The following is a 19,453-nucleotide window of genomic DNA, read 5'->3' on the forward strand; positions in this document are numbered from 1 at the left end:
GAAATCAATTCGTTTTTATATCTGGATGGCTGTTCTGGCAGTGATAGTGGCATTACTGTTTCTGTTTCCAGTCGATTTGAAGATCAATGCTCCCATGACGATCGAACCGCTTGAGAAATTCACCATCAAGCGCACCGGCACAAGCGACTTGCAGATGATCTGGTTCAAGGGCGGACTCGAGCAGAAGACCACCAGCCGGATATTTCAATTATCGATCGCGGATTTTGCCATACTGGATATCGAACCCAGCCTGACACCCGGTACACAGGTCGACAGCGGGGACCTGCTTCTAAAGGTATCCTCCGATTTCTTCAACAGCCAGCTGGAACAGACCCAGGCCGAGATAGACAAAGCACTGGCGGAATACGAACTGTTGTTATCCGACCCCAAGGCGGCCGAACTGGCCAAAGCCAAGGCGGCGCTCGAAGAGGCTCGGCTCAAGCAAATAAATATCGAAAACGAGTACCAGCGCGCCAAAAAGATGTATGAAAAAAACCTGATTTCTGAGGAAGAGTGGGAGATATTCAAGACCCAGCGTTCGGTCACAAACAAGCAGACCGAGATTGCCAAATCCGAATATGATCTCCTGCGCGAAGGCCCCAAGGCGGAAGAACTGCTTAAGCAGGATGCTGAAATAGACCGCCTCAGGGCCAAGGCTCGCTACCTCAAAGAACAGATCGAGGCCTGCACGATCCGTTCTCCCTTCGATGGTAAAGCTACCCTATTCGGACAGCCGGGAGAAATCATTTCGGTAGCAAAAAACTCAACAGTTGAGGTTCGGGTGCGGATTCCCGAAGACCAGGTCGATATCCTTGAAGTCAGCCAGGATGTCTATGCCAGGGTAGCCGGTTTTCCGCGCGCATCGTTTCAAACTGAACTGACCAAGGTGATCGCGAGTTCGCATAGAATGGATGGCAAAAACTACTTCGTGGCGGTCGGCCTGCTTTCAAATCCGAGTGGCTTGCTCAAAGACGGCATGACCGGTTATGCCAAGATTATCTGTGGCAAAACCAGTCCGATGGGGATACTGTCCAGGAAATTTGTCCGCTTTTTCAGGGTTGAATTCTGGTCATGGTGGTAGCGCAAATACTGAAAACACGGGCTCTCGTCCCCAATCACCGGTTTGTTAAAATTATCTAAAATGCTGTCAATTTTACATAAATACTTGACAAGCTGTCGGTAGGTTGTATATTTATAATACTTACGAGAATGATTCTATCATTTTCCTGTTTAAACCTGCCATCGAAAGATGGAAATAACCGGTCATCGGAAACGACGACATAGGAGGTTCTGATGTACGAACTGTTCATCGAAGAACTGGAAGAAAAGGTTGCTCCGGTTCGCATTAGCCAGGGTGGTCAGTAGACCCCCGAAATTTGACCGGTGAAAGCCGCCTTTACAGGCGGCTTTCGTCTTTATGGTTCATCTTATTGACCAGGGTCGAGATTTCGCTTTTCAGGTTTTCCGCGCGCGGTTGCTTGAGAAAGCTCTGCAGATACTTCTTGTTGTCGATTTTGCGAGCCAAAACTTTCAGCACGGCCACCGCCTCCTTATAACTGATATAGGCCTCTTCATAGTCGAGCTGTTTCTGTTTAAGGTTGCCCAGCTGAAACTTGATTTTCCACTTCAGGCAAATCTGACACAGCTCATCGCTTCGCCTCAATGCTGTCTCGAAATCAGTCGCGGCTGAATCGAGTTCACCTCGTCTCATTGCAATCATCCCCCTCAAATAAAGATACTCCGCGCGCAGTATACTGTTAACCGGATCACTCATAATCTCAGCGACTTCATCCAGGTAATCAAGTTCGCAACCCGGCAGGCAAGCCAGGTCGGTTTTCATACGCGCAAGAGAGATTACACCTTTGAGGTTGTTAAATTCATGTTTTGCGACCACCTGCAGGCCCTCATCGATCGCCTTTTGAGCCGCCTCGAAATCATCAGCAAACTCCAATTCCGCTTCAGATTTTAAAGCTAAAGAGTTAACGATTCCGAGCGGATCGTCATTCTTGTACGAGAGTTCGAGCGTTTTTTCGAGGTACTTTGAGAATATGTCCGGCTGGTACAGGCTCAAAAACAGGCGTGAATAGTTCAGATACAACAGCACTGCGCTGCGGGGATCTTCAATATTCGCCAGGATCATTTCGGCTTCATCGAGGATCTTTTCAACTTGCACGAATTCGCCCGATTGCAACCAGACTGTTGACAGCGTTATCATGAACATCAACTGGAAAGGCTGATCCTCGAGTTCGGTCGATGTACTCAGGCCTTCCTGGGCCATGCTTTCCGCTTTCTGATAATTGCCCAGGGTCAGCTCACAGGAGGCGATATTGTCGAGGTTGAACATGATCTCACGGGTTGAATCGATATCGCGATTGATCTTGAGGGCATCGTAGAGATACTTCAAAGCCGGTTTGATCTGCCCCAGTTCATAATACGTCACACCGAGATTGTTGTAGGTGCGGGCCAGTTCGGGCAGGTCATTTATTTCTTCTTTGATCGCGATCGATCGTTTATAATAGTCGATTGTTTTAGCGTACTCATGTTGCATCACGTAACAGGAGCCGATATTGCTCAAAGTCGAGGCGATGTCTTTTTTGAGGTCGAGTTCTTCCTGGATTTTGAGCGCTTTGAAATAACTCTCAAGAGCCAGATCGATCTTGCTTCCGACCCAGTGCATATTTCCGAGATTGTTGTAGGTATGTGAGATTTCGACCTTGTCGCCGATCTCCCGGTACAGACCGAGGGCTTTTTCGAGTGCTTTCAGGCCCCGACGGTAATCGAATCGTGATTTATAGATATCACCAAGGTGCTTGTAAGCGGCGGCCAGGTATTCACGCCTCTCGATTTTATTTTTTAGACGCACGATCCGGGCGAAGCTCGCCAGGGCGGTATTGGTCAGGCCGAGCTTGTTCTCAATATCTCCCTTAACGTTCAAGAGCCTGGCTATATGGTTTGTGGTATCTTCATGCTCTGACTGTTTAAAAGCAATCTGAAGGCAGTTCGAAACCAGTTTGAGAGCGAAACGATACTGGTTTGATGAGAGCCTGTGTTCGACGGCTTTCAATGTCCAGCGCAGTGATTCCTGGAGGCTTTCAGCCAGCGTGTAATGACGTGCGATGTAAAGCGCTTTCTGTTCGCGAGTGAAAACCGCGGACTTCTTCACGATTTCTGCCGCTTTCATATGCAGCTTTTTCAAGGTATCCGGATCGTTTTCGGAAAGCATCGCCACCCGCAACAGCTGATTTTTGAGACGGTAGCGGTTGTTCTTTTTTGTCAGCAAACCACTCTCTTCAAACCGCCTCAGCATCCGATCCGGTTCGTATGAGTGATCGAGTTCAAACTTGACGTAGAACTGCTCATCGAACTCGTGATTGATGACAGCCAGGCGCCGCAATGCCATGCGTTCATCGGGCCCCAGATAATTAACCGCTTCTAAAATCTTGATGAGGATTTTATTCGACGGGCAGTAAGCTATGAAATCGGTCACATCGACCGCCCAGTGCTCGCCGTCATAACCGATAATATCGGCAGCCTGCATCTCGTTTAATATCTCGGCCAGAGTCTCGATCGAGTCGGAACTGATATCCGAAAGCTTCTCCAAAAATTCCCCGTTTACTACCTCGGGATCGAACCAGTTCTCGATCTCTGCCACAATATCGAGAGCGATTTCCCGTGCTCCCGGTGGCGAAGCCACAAGCCTCACCGACGGTTGCAGGTAAAGCCTGATCTGGTTATCAGGCTGAACAGTCGTACCGCCATCGGTCAGAAGTGTGGTATCTATCGAGACTTGACCAGCAGATTTCCGTGCGGTAATTCTAGCAGAGGTTTTAGATTTTATGTCTTTTCTGGATATAACTTCAATATTTCGCTTCTGATACTCCGCGGTCAGAATCGTCCTGAATGATTCAAGCACAACTTTATCACTGAAACAGTAAGAAGCATTGCAGTTTTCATGGAAATCCTGCTTGTAAAACTCTTTTGCAAGTCTAAGTGACACCGCGGTAGACAATAACTCATTAAAATCAAAGGCTGGTTCCTGTCCACCGGAAAGCTCGGCACAGGCATAAGCCAGTTGCCAGGCGTTACCGGGACGCTCCTCCGGCTTACGGCTCAACAATGCTGAGATCAGGTCCAGAAACTCCTCGGGCAGATCATGATCATCCTGTACGATTTCCGGGGCTTCCTGCTCGAGTTTGGACGATATCACTTTGAGCGGATCGTCATCTTCGAATGGCAGCCTGCCACACACTAAAAGGTACAGCATGACTCCCAGGCTGTACATATCCGAACGGCTGTCGGCCGACTGATTGTCGAACAGTTCCGGCGCCATGAACTCGACCGTACCGGACAGCTTATGGCGCGCATTTTCAAGCGAATTGTCGAGTGCCAGGCCAAAATCCAGCAACTTGACCAGCAATCTGTTGGATGACTCTGCAAGCTTGACGTTCGCAGGCTTGAGATCGTTATGGAGCAGGTTGAAATGATGCAGAAACGCGATCGCCTCGGAGCACATCCGGGTGATGTCGATCAGGTGCTTGTCATCATACGCCGAAACCTGTTCATAGATATTGCTCCGGGGCAGAAGCTCCATAGTGTAATACGGAAGGTTCTCCCGGGTGTAGCCATAATCATATGCGCAGGTCAGGTACCTGCAGTTCAGTTTCAATGACAGCAGGAATTCCTCGAAAAAAGCCTGTTCATCAAAAGAGGTGAAATCGTCAGGAATGAAAACTTTTAGAGCTAAATCGAGATCACGCTCGCGATCGTGAACCGCGAAGACTTCTCCCCCGCCTCCGGCTCCGATTTTATTCAGAACTTCGTATCTCTCCGGCAACCTGATGGTAGTCATGACCGCGACCTCAGGTTTCCGGTTGCTTTACCGGCAGTACTATCTTGAAGACCGTCTCTTCGGGCATGCTTTCGATTGAGAGCTGGCCGTGATGGCTTTCGATGATCCTGCGACAATTGCCCAGCCCCAACCCATGACCGCTTTCCTTGGTGGTAAACCCCTGCTCGAAGATTCTATCTTTATGCTTAACTTCGATACCCGGGCCGTTGTCGACGATTTCCATCACCACGGTTTCCGCCTGATCCCCGGCAACTCTGTTGTAAGCCCTGATTTTAATCCGGCCATTCTCGATACCGGCTCCGTTAATAGCTTCCATTGAGTTATATATGCCGTTGATCAAAACCTGCTGGATCTGGCCGACATCGATCTCGATCGGCGGAATATCGTGAGAGATCTGCAGTTCGAAGTTTATGCGGGAGAAGTTTTCATGCGTTTTAATCGAGAACAGGATATCCTCGATCAGCTTGCGGAGGTCGTATGAGACCGGGTCCTTTTCCAGCTTGGAGAAGTCCATCAAACCGTCGGTGAAACGTTTGATCTTGGAGATGCTTTCGACAATCGCTTCTGCGTTGCGGTCGATCTTGTCATAGGCCTGTTTTTTGACATTGCGCAAAAGCAGTTCGGCGCTGTTGGATATTATAGCCAGGTAGTTGTTGAGTTCATGGCCGATCGAGGCCGCCATCTCACCCTTTGCCACCAGTTTCTCCGAAAGCATGACGTAATTTTCCAGGACTACTTTCTCGGTCGTGTCCTCGATCACGATAATCAGGCCACTGCTGTTCTGGGGTTCGATTTCCAGAGGCGAAATCTTGAGGTTGAGAACTTTTTCCTCGTCATCGACCTGGTAATAGAAACGGCTTTCTTCGAATGCACGGCCGGTCGAGACGACATGCAGAAGATGCTTTTTCCAGAATTCCACCTGGTCCTCGGCGGGTATTTCAAAAAATGATCTCCCACTGCTCTGCATCCTGAATCCGCTGTTTTTGCGTTCAGCCGGGGTGAGTATATCGAAGGCGGCATCATTTAAGCTGGTTACTTCGAATTTATCGTTTACGACAACGATTCCAACCGGTGTCTTATTGACTACATTTTCATTGTAGCGCTTCAGGCGCAGGAGGTTTTCATAGAGCTTGGCGTTTTCGATTGCGATCGCGGCCTGCTCTGTAAACAGCTCGAACAGGTACAGGTCGGAGCGCAAAAACACCTTCGCTTCGCTGGAGTTGTCGAGGTAGACCACGCCGATGATCTTCTCTTTGATCTTGAGCGGAACACACATAATTGAGCGCAAATTCAATTCCGCAATCGACTTCTGCTTGGAATATTTTTCATCCGCCTGCGCGTCGGAAGTATAGATCGATTCCCCGGTTTTAGCCACTTTGTTGGCGATCGAGTTCGATATCTTGAAATCTTCACCCATCAGCTTATCACCGGAGATATTGTGAACGGTCTTGAACTGTAATTCACCGGACTCATCGAGAAGCATCAAAAAGCCCCGTTCGGCTTTTAAGAGTTCAATCGCGTGTTTCATTACTTTCTGCAGGATATTTTCAAGGACGAGCGATGAGTTGATCGCCTGCGAAATCTCCAGCACGGCCTTGAGATCGGTCGAGCGAGTGGTTGCCTGCGAGGATTTCTGTGCCAGGGCAGGGTATTCATCCTCAATCGACGAGAGCCCGTCTTCCATCTCGGAAAGGATATCGAGGTCGGGTTCGGTCGGTTGCGATGATTTTTTTGACGCTTTTTTGTACTTGTTCGGAATTATTATCTTGTCAGTAGACTGAAATTTAGAATTGTTACTTTTTTTTATAGGCATACTTAATCCCAAGCCCGATTTTTATATCATTATTCTTATCGGAAGAGTTACAAAAAAGGTTAACCGCAACGAAATTAAAGTCTTACAAAAACAGCCTTATTTTACGATGATTAACGGGGCTTGATAATCGGGAGTTTGCCTGGTTTGAACGTAAAGGTACTGAATTCTCTTTTTTCGGGACCCATCCGGGTCATATCGAGCACCTGCTCGAACGCCTTTTCTGGGAGGTTTGACGCCTCGGGTTGCTGTTCGGAATCTGAACGCTCCATCCCGAGATACCATTGACCGGCACGGCTCAACTCGGCTGCGGTCAGCCTGCGTTGCTTCAATGTGAAACTGAGATAGTAGTGGTCGTCATATTCGAGGTTGTTGATATGCTTGCTGGCCAGAATCATCTGCTCATCAATCTTATCCACGATCCTGAAGAAGTCCTTATGACTGCTTTCAGTGATTTCATGGTTAAAATCGAGCAGGTAGAGCTTGAAACGTGCTCCGAAACTTTGAAATTCAATATGGATTTGGGCCTGATACTTTTTCAGGGTCGGATCGATCCAGAGCGGGTAAGATTTTTTCAGATGAGCCTCGATTTCGAGATGGAGCGGGTAACCCTCTCGAATTGAACTGACGAGCTCCGATGTAAACATGCCGGCCAGCTTCAGATCAGCAGTGACAATGCTGTCATAGACGAAGATATCGCACTTGAGCTCTTCACCCGCAAGTAGAGGTGCCATAATAACCAGCAGGCAGATAAAGTGTAGCGCGATCTGTAGGCTGAATCCAATTTTCATTGTATCAATTGTTTAAAATGCGCCGGAAAATGTCAGCCAGAATTTGATATCCGCGTCGGAATCATCCAGAGCTCGAGCCAGCTCAAGCCTCAGGCCGGGCCCCAGTTTGACAGCCAGGCCTATATCGGATTTGAATTCGCCATCGGAAAAAATCGCATCGTCCTGACCGACCACCTTGCCGATATCGAAAAACAACAGTCCCGTCACGGTCTGGTTGAACTTAAGCAGATATTCAATATTCGCCAGAGCCATCTGCTCACCATAGAAGACCTTGTGGTCATATCCGCGCAGGGTGTTCAGACCGCCCAGGAAGAATTTCTTAAAAAGCGGGAGGCGCTGATCAGAATTACCGTACATCACCCGCGCATTAATCGCCAGGTAGCGGTTGAACGGCTGGTAGCGTGTCAAATCCACTATCCAGCGAGTGTAGCTTAAGTCACCTTCGAGACCGTCACCCGCCTTCTCGTATTTGACCTGCCCCAGCCATCCGATCTGAAGCGTGCGATACTGGGAACGCTTGTCGAATGTATAGCTGACATTGATTTTAGAGAGCTTGCTGTCGAAATCATCGCGATAGGTTTGTTTCATATCATACGGCAGGGTGCTGAAATTGCCCCGGAATTCCTTGGAACCGAACATGCTCCAGAGCTTTGGATGGGAGTCCATCCAGTCCAGGTCATCGTAGCTGTAAGAGATATCGAATGAATTGTACTCGCCCAGATAGAGCTTCAGGCCGATCGTGCCGCCCTCTTTTTCGTAGTAATCACGAAAGTCCTCATGCACCAACAGCGTGTATACCAAATTTTCGTTTTTACTTACAATCCAGTCATCCTCCGTGGCCGTTTCGCGGTACAGCCTGCCGTAAGGTTCGATTGCATAACTGTCGAATATCTTCTGCGCGATATCGAGATGATAATGCAGTCTCTCGGCTTCGAAAGCGTAGCCGGCACCGACCGAAATCTTCGGGAAGATTTCGTCCGGATCCTCGTATTCGAAGTAGGGATAGATCTCGAGCCCGTCGACCCGGTTGTAATCGAGCGAGAGTTTGAGCTCGAACTGGTCGTAATAACCGCGCCTTGAACCGAATTTTCGTCCACCCTCCTGCCAGCCTTCATCGGAGACAATCTGACCGTAAACCTGCGAGTTATCATGGCGAAACACCTTTCCGCAGATCGTAATCACATGACCGCGCACAACCGCCTGCGGATGCAGAGTAACATCGCCGAAGAAACTGATCATGTTCTTCGAAACTTCGCCATAAACCTCTGCATCTCCGCCGACTACGAGAGCATCTCCGCGCACAAACTGACGTTCATCTATAACCATGGTAGCAAAAGTTTTTAGCAGGTTTCGCGGTACCCGAAAATTGGGGGGCTCAGCGCGGATGATGTAACTCAGTTTGACATGCCCGCGCGAGATCATCTCGGTCTCATGGCGCTTGAGCAGATCGTAATTGATTTTCCTATCACCCCAAACAATACCCTCAGTTGAGAAAATCAGGCGGTCGCCGATAGAGATTTGCCCTTCTTGCCTGACAACCTCGTCGCAGTAGAAATCTATCTGTTCACGCCGGCCCTGGTAATCCAGGATCATGCTGATTTCGTCCTTATGGTAATCGATGATGAGACGATTTGTCGGCTGGTTTTCCTCCTCGTAACCGCGCAAGGTTTCCCCGCAGATGAAGATCACAGCCAGGACCGTCAATACTATCATTATCAGCGATTTTTCCTTTAACACGATTTCCTCCTTTGTTTGCCCTTTACATGAGCAAACTGTGTACCAACACGCAATAGCCTCTAAAAGCCCTGTTTCAAAGGATTTATCGACGTGAACAACATCGTTCCGATGTGTTTTTTACAATTTATGGTCGGCTGTCGTTGTCTTTTTTACAACAATTCATGTTTTTTCAGTTTTTTATAGAGATTGCCCCGATCCACCTGGAGCCGACGCGCCAGCTCGGCCACATTCCCCTCTACCTGATTAAGATTCACTGCCAGGAAGTTACGCTCGAAGTCATCCACAGTCCTGGTCAGCAGGTTCTTGCCGGATGATTTCAGCGGTTTACTATCGTCGGAAAATGAAATCTCGCCGGCAATCAGTTTCCGCGCAGTCTCGATGTCGACATCGTCCCTGCCTGACAGAAAAAACAGGCGCTCGCAGTAATTTTTCAATTCACGAACATTGCCGGGCCAGTCACCGGCGCAGAGCAATTCATTGATTTCAGGAGGGTAGTTCTTTTCAAACCGGTTGTTTTTCTCCCTGAGACGATTGAAGAAATGATCGAACAACAATGGGATGTCCTCCTTGCGCTCCCTGAGGGACGGGACATGAACCGGTATGGTATTGATGCGGTAGAACAGGTCAGCTCGAAAATTTCCCTTTTCGACCTCGGCTCCAAGATCTTTCCCGCTGATCGAGATAGTGAAAACATCGACCACAACTGGCTTTCTGCCTCCCAGGGGTTCAACTTCATTTGTTTCCATAACACGTAACAGCTTGCTCTGGAGACTCAGCGGTAATTCAGCGATCTCATCCAGCACCAGGCTCCCGCTGTCTGCCAGCTCGAATTTGCCCGGTTTGTCGGTATTGGCCCCGGTAAAAGCACCTTTTTTATGGCCGAAAAGCTCCGACTCGGCCAAATCCGCTGGTATGGCCGCGCAATTGAGCTTTACCATCGGCTTGCCCGCACGCCTCGAACGGTAATGAATCTGGTTGGCAACAAGTTCTTTCCCGGTACCGGTCTCCCCCCAGATCAGCACCCGGCTCCCGGTCTCGGCCACCATGGCGATCTGGCGCTTGAGTTCGGCAATTGAAGCGCTCCGCCCGATGATCGCATACTTATCTATAAATCTCTGGCGGAAACTGCGGTTTTCAGCTTTGATCCGGTACTTGTCAAGACTGCTGCGAACTGAAGCTAACAGGCGTCCAATATCCGGCGGTTTTTCCAGAAAATCGGAGGCACCGAGTTTGACCGAATCTGCCGCCTGTTGCAGGCTGGACTCCCCAGAGAGCATAATCACCTCCGGATGCTCCGGCATCTCAATGACCTGCCCGAGAATTTCGATACCGTCGGGCGAGGGCATGTTTATGTCCAACAATACCAGTTGAAAATCGTCATTTTTGATTGTACCCACTGCGGATGCGGAATCGCTCAGGCAGGTTACCTGATATTTTTCCGTTTCAAGGAGACGACCGAGTTGCCTGGCAAAAGCACGGTCATCATCAATCAGTAGAATTTTTCCAGTCATGTAAATCCGGGAAAATGATTCTAACAGTGGTTCCTTGCTGGTCGGAATCGAGTTCCAGCTCAGCCTCCAGCGCCTGGGCGAACTTCATGGCAATCGGAAGCCCCAGGCCGGTTCCCCGTGACTTGGTGGTGTAATAAGGTTGCCAGATTTTCATCATGGTAACATCCGGTATCCCCGGACCGTTGTCGGTCACCTCGATCACCGTCTCATCATCATCGCGACGACCGGTCACACTGACCTTACCGGCATCCTCAATCGCTTCACAAGCGTTTTTTACCAGGTTGATCATTATGCCGCGCAGGATATCGTAGTCGGTTTCAACATACAATTCACCAGGTATATCGATCTGCTTTTCGATATTTTCGCAGTCTCGACCGCCCAGTTTCACAGCATCCTCGGCAACATTTTTAACGTTGACCGGCGCTTTGCGAATCTCTGGCGAGCGTGAAAACATCGAGAAATCAGAGGCGATATCCTCCAGGCGTGAAATCTCGGCCCGGATGGTTTTAAGCTCTGCTTCGGATTCAGCAACCTTTTCATGCGCCGACAGATTGTGCAGTGCGATCTTGACCGGGCTGAGGATGTTTTTGATTCCATGCGCGATAACCCGGGCGGTATTCTTCCAGGAAGACTCGATCTCGGCATTTACCAGCTGACGGGTGCGGTTTTCCAGCTCGGAAGACATATAGTTGAACGAGTTTACAAGCATACCGAGTTCATCTTCATTGTTGTAATTGACCTTCTTACCCCAATGTCCCTTGGCGATATCGAAAGCGGCCAGGGAAAGATTATTAATCGGTTTGATAAGTGAATTAGCCCACCAGCGCGCGACGTAGATCAGAAATGTCAGATAAATCACGATCACGCTCAGCCAGATCAGCCATGCGAAATCGCCTCCGGAGGTCAGCACAAACATCTTCAGACGCGAATACTCAGTCTTGGCTTTCAACACCTCGGCGGTACGGTTGGCGAAATCCTGCGGTAAATATTGTCCCACAACCAAGATCGGCGACTCGCTAAATCCCGGTTGGAGTAAGATCCTCTGGTAGACCATGATCGAGCCTTCAAAACTGATGATCTCCGGAAAGCTTCCCGCTCGCCCCAGTGCTTCCTGGATAAACAAGTCGTTGTGTTTTTCATTGGAAAGAGCCTGAAGCCAGAGTGTGTCGTTTTCAGAAAGAAATATAATTAAATCGAAATGGCGCAGGTCATCAGTGGTGATCGAGTCAGAAGCCAGGATGCTGACTAAATTGATGAAACGCAGGCGATATAGCTCCAGCGAGTTTTCGACCATGTATTCGGCATTGGTGATCGTCTTTTCGAAACCGGGCGAGATCACCTTGTCGATACCGCGGTTAAAGATGTAAACTGAGAACAACGACAATGCCAGAAACGGAATAAACGAGAGCAATAGCAATCTGACAAAAAACTTAGTCTTAATCTGCATCGATTTTAAACCTGTGCGAATGGTTGGCCTTCAAATCTGCAATCGCCTGTCTGTGAGACTCAAAGGCGATATTTTGGGGAATATCCTCGAGAGCGAAAAAGCGCGCCTGCCCGGCATCGTCAGCCGCTTCTAAAACTCCCCCAATGACATCCGCAAAATAGAGCACCATTATCGCGTTCGTACGCGGATCGTCATTGCCGTTGTACACCTCGAATATCTCCGTGATTCTGACATCGAGATTGGTTTCTTCCTTCAACTCGCGTACAGCAGTCTGCGCCGGTGATTCGTCCCATTCCATGAATCCGGCCGGGATAGTCCAGTCGCCAATATAGGGCGGGTGAGCCCGTTCAACCATCAGCAGTTTCCCCTTCTCAAAAACCACACATCCGGCTGCCGGGGCGGGATTGTGATAATGGACGAAACTGCAGTTTGGGCACAGCGGACGCTCGAGGTTCTCCTCGATATTGTCTAAAAGCGAATAACCGCACATCGGGCAATATTTAAACAGAGTCATAGATATCCTTTCAGTCGATACAGGGAAGTTAATTCAAATTTGCGATCTGGCAAGTTTGAACTGCATCAAGCTGGCGATTCTCAGGTCAATTTCAAAGTCAGGACCGTCATATCATCCTGCTGGAGGTCGGAATCGGTCGAGAATCGTTCGACCTCGGCCACTATTTTTTTGGTCAGCTCATCAGCCGACATCTCCCGAAAAGCCTTGATCATCTCAAGCAGGCGCTCTTCTCCGAATTGTTCATCCGACTGGCCATGAGCCTCATTGACGCCATCGGTATAAAAGAAGATTAAATCACCGGATTTGAGTTCGATCTGGTCGGACTTGTATTTGGCATTTTCAAAGGCACCCATCAGTAAACCGCCCTCTTCAAGAAAACGACATTCGCCATCGGATGACACCACCACCGGATAATTGTGGCCGGCATTGGAATAACGCAAAGTCTTGTTTTGGGGATCGAACTCGGCGTAAAACAATGTGACGAATTTCTCAGAAGAAGTTGTAGTCGCCATCAGGTAGTTGACATTCTCCAGTATCTTGACCAGGGAGTCGGTATTGCGCACCTCGCTTCGAAGCATCGCCTGAATCTGTGAAACCATCAGGGCGGCCGGCATCCCCTTGCCGGAAACATCGGCAATCACAATCCCGATACTATCCCTGCGTGTTTTAAAGAAATCATAGAAATCGCCACCTACATAGCGCGAAGGCCGGGTATACGCCGAAAACTGGAAGTCCTCCCCGGAGGGAAGGCTTTTTGGCAACAGGTCAAGCTGAATCTGGCGAGCCAGAGTAAGCTCACGTTCCAGTTGTTGCTTCTCCAATGACTCCTGGTAGAGGCGAGCGTTGGAGAGAGCTACAACAAGCTGGTTGGCGATGATATTTAACGTGGTTATATCTTCGTAGTTGTAATTGTAACCTGAAATCTTGTTGGAAAGTGCAATCAAACCTTCCATCTGCCCCCTGTTAATGAGCGGCACAACACCCTGGTAACCGTTGTATTCAAGTCTCTCGAGCAGGTTCGAATCCTTGACCAGAAGTTTTAGTTCATCGATAAAGACCGGCCTCCCGCGCGAGAGGATTTCCGCAAACAATGGGTCATCGGTTGAAAAGTGAAGGTCCGGTTCCGGCTCTCCCCTCTGCGCTAGAAGCACGAACTGCTGTTTCTTTTCATCCTTGAGACAGAGACGGACTTTCTCGACCAGCATATCTTCCCGGAGGATGCGGATCACAAATGCCTGGAGCTGTTCGGGTTCGATAATCGAGGAAAGTTCACGCGAAATCTCCTCGGTGACATAGCGGATATCGGCCCTTCCCTTGATGAAAAACTTACGTATCAGGTTGTCAACACGGGTGATTATCGGCTGAAAGAAGATTAATGCCAGGATGATAAAAGCGACCTGCACGATACCCGTTTCACGCCCCAGGAATTCCTCGATCATGCGTGAAAACTGGGAGATGATCAATAGATACGAGCCGACTATTATAGCCGATGTGATGGTGTAGACCACCGATTGCCTGACGATCAGGCGCACATCCAAAAACTGGTAACGGATGATGGCGTAGATGATCGATCCACTCCCGATTGCCAGAGCGATCACCCCGATAGCGACCTGGATATTGCCGGAAAACTGGACCCCGGTCAGATTCGGCAGAAGGTACGCGATCATGTACAACCCCATGGCCGACTGGATGCCCCAGATCACTATCAAAGTCTGGGTCTTAAGGCGTTTGTTGGTGACAGTGCGCAAACCACGGTACAGCAAAATCAGGGCGATCACGATATACACCAGGTTGATGGCGGCAAAAGTCTGCAAATGCAGTCTCACCAGAAATTCCAAAAATGCGGCCACAAATTTCACGAAGAAGACAAATCGATCGGTTACCCACCCGAAAAACGCCACCTGGCTGTCGACCGAGAGCAGAGCAATCAAATTTTCAGTCTCGGCAAAGAATGTCACCAGGGCGATGTGAAACAGGTGCGGGATAAAGATCAGGTATTTTATCCTGCTGTTGGTGGTGATGAGTGGATTCTCCGCCGGAAACACAAGAGAAAACAAGACCAGTTGAGGGAAGAACAACTCCCACAAAAATGACAGGTTCTGGTAAAACGGAACAATCATCCCGAGGCTCTCCTGTGCGGGTCGGATGAAGATTCCCAGGGCGGCAAACAGCGGTGCAAGACCGGCAAACCCGAGAAGCAGGCTGGTGACGCGATTCAGTCGTCTGTGTGGATTTTCGCGAAAGATGATCGCACTTGTAAATATGAGCAGAGCGGCAAAAATCAGATAGATTACGCCGATAAGCAGTTGATAGTTCACTCTCTACCGAATCCCTGAATCCGTTTAAATCAGTTTATTAATAGATCAGGATGACAGTTTCTTGAAGATTATCATCCGGGTGCCCCCCTCGGGCGGGTTTTCGATCACCAGGTCGTCCACCAGACTGCGCACGATAAAAATTCCCCTTCCCGTCTCCTTGAGCAGGTTATCATCCTGAATCGGACTGGGAACTTTTTCGAGCGAAAAACCTTCACCCTGGTCAGTGATCGAAACCGAAAGAGTGTCGCCTTCAAATGTCAATTCGATTTTTACCACCTTGTCGGGATCGAGCTTGTTGCCGTGCAGGATGGCATTGTTGATGATTTCGGTGGAGCTGATCGCGAGATCGGCGACTGTGTCAGGATCGACACCATGGCGCTTGAATTTATCCTCGAGAAACTGTTCGGCCTCCGGAAGATAGTCCTGTGAACTGGGGATTTCCAATTTGTATCTGCTGTCTTCCACAATATCCCTTTTACTCGGTTGTCTGCCTGCCAGACGGATCCTGTCTATTCAAACGATTCGATCGCCTGCGAAGTTTCAGAGTAGATCTCGAATACCCCGATCAGCTTCGTAATGGTGAACAGGTTTTCGACTTTCTCATTGACCCGGGCCAGCTTAAGCTCACCCTGGTTGTTGCGCAGGGACGTCATCCCCGAAATCAGTATTCCCAGACCCGTTGAATTCATCCACTCGACATTGGCCAGGTCGATAATCGCTTTTTTCTTGTCCTGAGAAATCAAATCATAGAGGTGATTGCGAAGCTCGGTGGCCTCGGGACCGCCCATGATCTTGCCCTCAGGTTCGAGGATCACGACCCCTTCCACCTCCCGGGAAGCTATATTCATCATTCCTCCTTATCAAAAACAGCAATATTTACAAACACCACTAACAGCGTAACCATGAGATTACGACATGATAACAGTTACAGCCATCGAAAGGTAATAATTTTTTCGGAAAAGTAAATACTACTTGAAGAGGGCTTTGATTTTGCCCCAGGTGGTCAACCTGACATTGAGGGTGGTATTGACTTCCAGATTGATTTTCTGGAGACCCGGACGGGCATAGAACTTCGGATCGGCCTCGCGCTGGTCGACCTTAATGGTGATCACGTCAGACTCGTCCTGATAGCCTTTGACAGAAGGGTTGGCGGGATTGTACTTGGGGATCATCAATTCGTACTGTCCATCCCGCTCGGTTCTTTCGGAAACGATCAGTTCATCGTCGATATAAGCCTCGACAAGTGTACCCCCGGGAGCTTCCCGGCCGTCGATTAAAAGCGTGCCACTGACATTGCAGTCATCCGGCGAAGCCCAGAGAACGCCCATCCACACAAATACAAGACAGGCCGTATATATCCATATATAATTACTTTTGCGCATATTTACAGCCACTTCCATGATCCAGCATAGCAGGTTCAAAACCGTTTGTCAAGCCAATATTTACGCTGGCTTGCGCTTACACAGTCAGCGAGGAGTTTTTGAGCCTGAAGGAGAGATGCTCAAGCTCCATAGCCATATTCTCATTGCGCAAAAACACATCCTCCGGGACCTTCAGATGAATCGGCGCGAAATTGAGTATAGCCTTGACCCCGGCCGCGACCACATCGTCGACAACTTTCTGAGCCTGTTGCGGCGGAACCGCGATAACAACTATCTGGATCTTGTGTTCTTTCAGTTTCTTAGTTAGATCGGCCGCGGGCGAAATAACTATACCCTTATGATTTGAACCGATCTTGCGCTGGTCATTGTCGAACAGAAGTTTAATCTTAAATCCCTGGCGCGCAAACTCTTTGTAGGACACCAGGGCTGACCCGATATTTCCGATACCGACCAGGGCGACATTCCAGTCCTGCTCGATTCCCAGGATTTCCCCGATTTTCAGCTTCAATTCGCGCACCGGGTAACCCAGCCCGCGGGTACCGAACGAGCCGAAAAACGACAGGTCCTTGCGCACCTGCGCCGGGGTTAGATGCTCTCTTTTGGCCAGATGTTTGGAAGAAACAGTCTCGTAATTTTCCATATCCAGCTGGGACAAGGCGCGATAATAAAGCGATAACCTGGTTATAGTCGATTCGGATATTTTCTTCTTCAAATTTTCCTTGGACAAACCGCCTCCTGCTTTTGATTCCTGATGCAGGGATATGTTGTGAAACCTTTCACAACCAAATAAAGGGAGAGCAAAAAACGTTGTCAAGCGAAAACTGTTCATATCATATTCCATAATTACTTATACAGCACTTTTCCATTCAGGATTAAACAAAATGATCCCTGATAAAAATAGAGATTTACCTGATGCTTGTTAAATTATTCTCATACACCGACAGGAGTATGAGATTCCGGAGCGCTCTGCAGTTCCTGCGAGAGATAGAGTTTTTTGGATGCCACAGAATCATAATATGGATGACAGGAGAGTATAAAGACCTGGTGATCCTCTCCGGTGACACGCAGTACTTCGAGTGCCTCCCGGCGGCGGAGATGATCGAAAGTGAGAAATGGTTCATCCATAATCAAAAGCGGTTTTTTCTCCTGCGAAATCATCTGGACCAAAGCCAGCCTGGCGGCCAGGTAGAGCTGGTCACGGGCACCGCGTGAGAGTTCAAGATTGGGATCGATCCAGTCGTCCTTGGCGGCCGAGAAAACCTCATAGGAGAGGTTACTCGGATCGAATTTGACTTTCTGGTACTTGCCTCCACTGACAGTCGACAGCAGGTTAGAAGTCTGTTCCTCGAGCCTGCTGAGTGACGCCTTGAGCACATTTTTGCGCGACTTCTCAATAAAGTCATGGGTTAACTCATAGACCCTCAGAATCCGTTTGGCGCGCTGGATATCCTCGTCGATATACTCCAGCCGTTCTTCCAGAGAAGCCTGGAGTTCACATCCGGATTCCGCGAATTCGAGCTGTCGGCGAAGTGACAATTCGGTCGCCTCGAGGTTGGATTTTTGTTTTTCCAGGGCCTCGACCACCATGCGGAGTTTCTCGCTGTCTTCGGCTTCCATACTGTATATGCGCAGTTCGCGGGCGGTCTCGTTTTCAACTGCCAGGTCACGGGTGACCCTCTGGAGATCTTCCTCGAGCTGGACCAATGTCTTGCCGCCCAGCCAGGTCTCATTGCGACGTGCTTCGCTTTTGATTTCTTTTTCGAGATCGCGGTAATCCTCGAATTTTTTCTTCAGATCGGATACACCGCTGGCTTTGTATCGAGCCAGTAGCTCTCTGACCGTAGCGCTGGCGTTATCATAATCGGTGATGACTTCCTCGAGGTTGTCTTTTTTAATCTGGTAATTGATCTCCAGCGCTGAAACCTGGCGCGACTTCGTAAACCAGATCAATGCGGTAACCAGAAAGATCACGAAATCCGCCCCTGCCCCGATCAAAAAGCGGGTATCCGACATCTGGGCAAAAGCAAAGAAGTAGGTAGTCATGCCGACTGATGCCGCCAGGAAAAACAGCGCTAGTACTTTCACCAGCACATTCGGCTTGGCCTGCTCGATTTTTTCTGCCAGGTCGACAGCTTTTTGCTCGATCGGTGATTTCTTGTTTTCGAGGTAACGGATCTGGGCGGACTGTTCCTCCACCAGCCGGATATCATCCTCATCTATTTTGGGTAATTTGGAAATCTCGTTTTTAAGCTCGGCCAGAAGCTGATCGGAAGACTTGATCGACTTGACACGGTTGTTCAAATCGGAATAACGCTCTTCCAGGTTTTTACGACGCTCCTCATTTTCGGCCGCCCTGGCAGCTTTTTCCATCTGCGATTTCTTGGCCTGGTACTCGGTCCGGATACCCTCCAGAAGCGACTGGGTCTCCTTGAGCTTGGCGCGGTTCTTGGTTACGATCTCGATTTCGCGTTTGGCCTTGTCGAGTTCGTAAATCATCTCCTGTTTTTTCTTCTGCAGTTTCTGCAGGACACCGAGATGCTTGTGGCCTTCCTTTTTAATCTCCTGTATACGACCCTCGACTTTTTTGAGGGCTTCCGAGGCCAGGACTTCTTCTTTTCCGCCGGTTATCAAGCCTTCCAGCTTGTCCTTGATGGCATCCGATGAACGCGAGACCAGGTCAATCTCATCCTGCCGGATGGTGGAAGTTGCCAGGTAGATATCTTTATTGGCCAGGCCCAGGCTGTTATTTATGATTGATTGAATCTTTCGATGATTGTCGATCTCCTCTCCGCTTTCGAGGTTAGTCAAAAGCGTGAGACCGACGTCAAAATTCTTTTTCAGGCGATATCTTTTCGAGCCGGTTTCGAAGTCCATACTGAGCTCGAACGACTGCGTCTCGTTCCAGCTTTTATTCTCTTTTAATCTCTTGGCGGTCGATTCCGGGTCGGTAAACAAAAGGTCTGTCAGGGCTTCGACCAAAGTCGATTTTCCGGATTCATTGAGTCCGCTGATAACATTGACGCCATCGCTCAATTCAGCCGAAAACGATTCGATATTCTTGTATCTCAGTATTTCCAGTCGCCTGATTTTCATC

Annotated in this window: 13 protein-coding genes; all 13 read right to left on the bottom strand. The window is 49.1% G+C overall.

Going from position 1 to position 19,453, the window contains the following annotated elements:
- Positions 1-1,396: 1,396 nt before the first annotated feature.
- The 13 genes from GF404_09430 to GF404_09490 all read right to left on the bottom strand — a co-directional run bounded on the left by GF404_09430 (position 1,397) and on the right by GF404_09490 (position 19,452).
- On the bottom strand, positions 1,397-4,849 hold the full coding sequence (locus GF404_09430; GenBank protein ID MBD3382405.1) for a tetratricopeptide repeat protein: 3,453 nt from the start codon (positions 4,847-4,849) through the stop codon (positions 1,397-1,399).
- Positions 4,850-4,859: 10 nt separating this feature from the next.
- Positions 4,860-6,662 carry a GAF domain-containing protein gene (locus tag GF404_09435; protein MBD3382406.1) on the bottom strand — a complete coding sequence of 601 codons (1,803 nt, stop codon included), beginning with the start codon at positions 6,660-6,662 and terminating at the stop codon, positions 4,860-4,862.
- A gap of 110 nt (positions 6,663-6,772) precedes the next feature.
- Positions 6,773-7,450, bottom strand: coding sequence for a DUF4390 domain-containing protein (locus GF404_09440; protein MBD3382407.1), 678 nt, complete (start codon positions 7,448-7,450; stop codon positions 6,773-6,775).
- A 12-nt stretch (positions 7,451-7,462) separates the two neighbouring features.
- Positions 7,463-9,187: a BamA/TamA family outer membrane protein gene (locus tag GF404_09445; protein ID MBD3382408.1), complete on the bottom strand. Its 1,725-nt coding sequence runs from the start codon at positions 9,185-9,187 to the stop codon at positions 7,463-7,465.
- A 149-nt stretch (positions 9,188-9,336) separates the two neighbouring features.
- Positions 9,337-10,698 (bottom strand): response regulator, encoded by a 1,362-nt coding sequence (locus GF404_09450; protein ID MBD3382409.1) that lies wholly within the window; start codon positions 10,696-10,698, stop codon positions 9,337-9,339.
- Positions 10,673-12,145 carry a HAMP domain-containing protein gene (locus tag GF404_09455; protein ID MBD3382410.1) on the bottom strand — a complete coding sequence of 491 codons (1,473 nt, stop codon included), beginning with the start codon at positions 12,143-12,145 and terminating at the stop codon, positions 10,673-10,675. The genes GF404_09450 and GF404_09455 overlap by 26 nt, the downstream gene beginning before the upstream one ends.
- Entirely contained in the window at positions 12,135-12,659 is a 525-nt protein-coding gene (locus tag GF404_09460; GenBank protein ID MBD3382411.1) for an NUDIX domain-containing protein, read from the bottom strand. The genes GF404_09455 and GF404_09460 overlap by 11 nt, the downstream gene beginning before the upstream one ends.
- Positions 12,660-12,739: 80 nt before the next feature.
- Entirely contained in the window at positions 12,740-14,977 is a 2,238-nt protein-coding gene (locus GF404_09465) for a SpoIIE family protein phosphatase (protein ID MBD3382412.1), read from the bottom strand.
- A 45-nt stretch (positions 14,978-15,022) separates the two neighbouring features.
- Entirely contained in the window at positions 15,023-15,490 is a 468-nt protein-coding gene (locus tag GF404_09470; GenBank protein MBD3382413.1) for a hypothetical protein, read from the bottom strand.
- Positions 15,487-15,825 carry an anti-sigma factor antagonist gene (locus GF404_09475; GenBank protein MBD3382414.1) on the bottom strand — a complete coding sequence of 113 codons (339 nt, stop codon included), beginning with the start codon at positions 15,823-15,825 and terminating at the stop codon, positions 15,487-15,489. The genes GF404_09470 and GF404_09475 overlap by 4 nt, the downstream gene beginning before the upstream one ends.
- A gap of 120 nt (positions 15,826-15,945) precedes the next feature.
- Positions 15,946-16,305 carry a hypothetical protein gene (locus tag GF404_09480; protein MBD3382415.1) on the bottom strand — a complete coding sequence of 120 codons (360 nt, stop codon included), beginning with the start codon at positions 16,303-16,305 and terminating at the stop codon, positions 15,946-15,948.
- 130 nt (positions 16,306-16,435) lie between these two features.
- Positions 16,436-17,188 (bottom strand): redox-sensing transcriptional repressor Rex, encoded by a 753-nt coding sequence (locus GF404_09485; GenBank protein ID MBD3382416.1) that lies wholly within the window; start codon positions 17,186-17,188, stop codon positions 16,436-16,438.
- Between the two features lie 101 nt (positions 17,189-17,289).
- Positions 17,290-19,452 (bottom strand): AAA family ATPase, encoded by a 2,163-nt coding sequence (locus tag GF404_09490; GenBank protein ID MBD3382417.1) that lies wholly within the window; start codon positions 19,450-19,452, stop codon positions 17,290-17,292.
- Position 19,453 lies beyond the last annotated feature (1 nt).

The sequence above is a fragment of the Candidatus Zixiibacteriota bacterium genome, assembly GCA_014728145.1.
GTDB lineage: Bacteria > Zixibacteria > MSB-5A5 > JAABVY01 > JAABVY01 > WJMC01.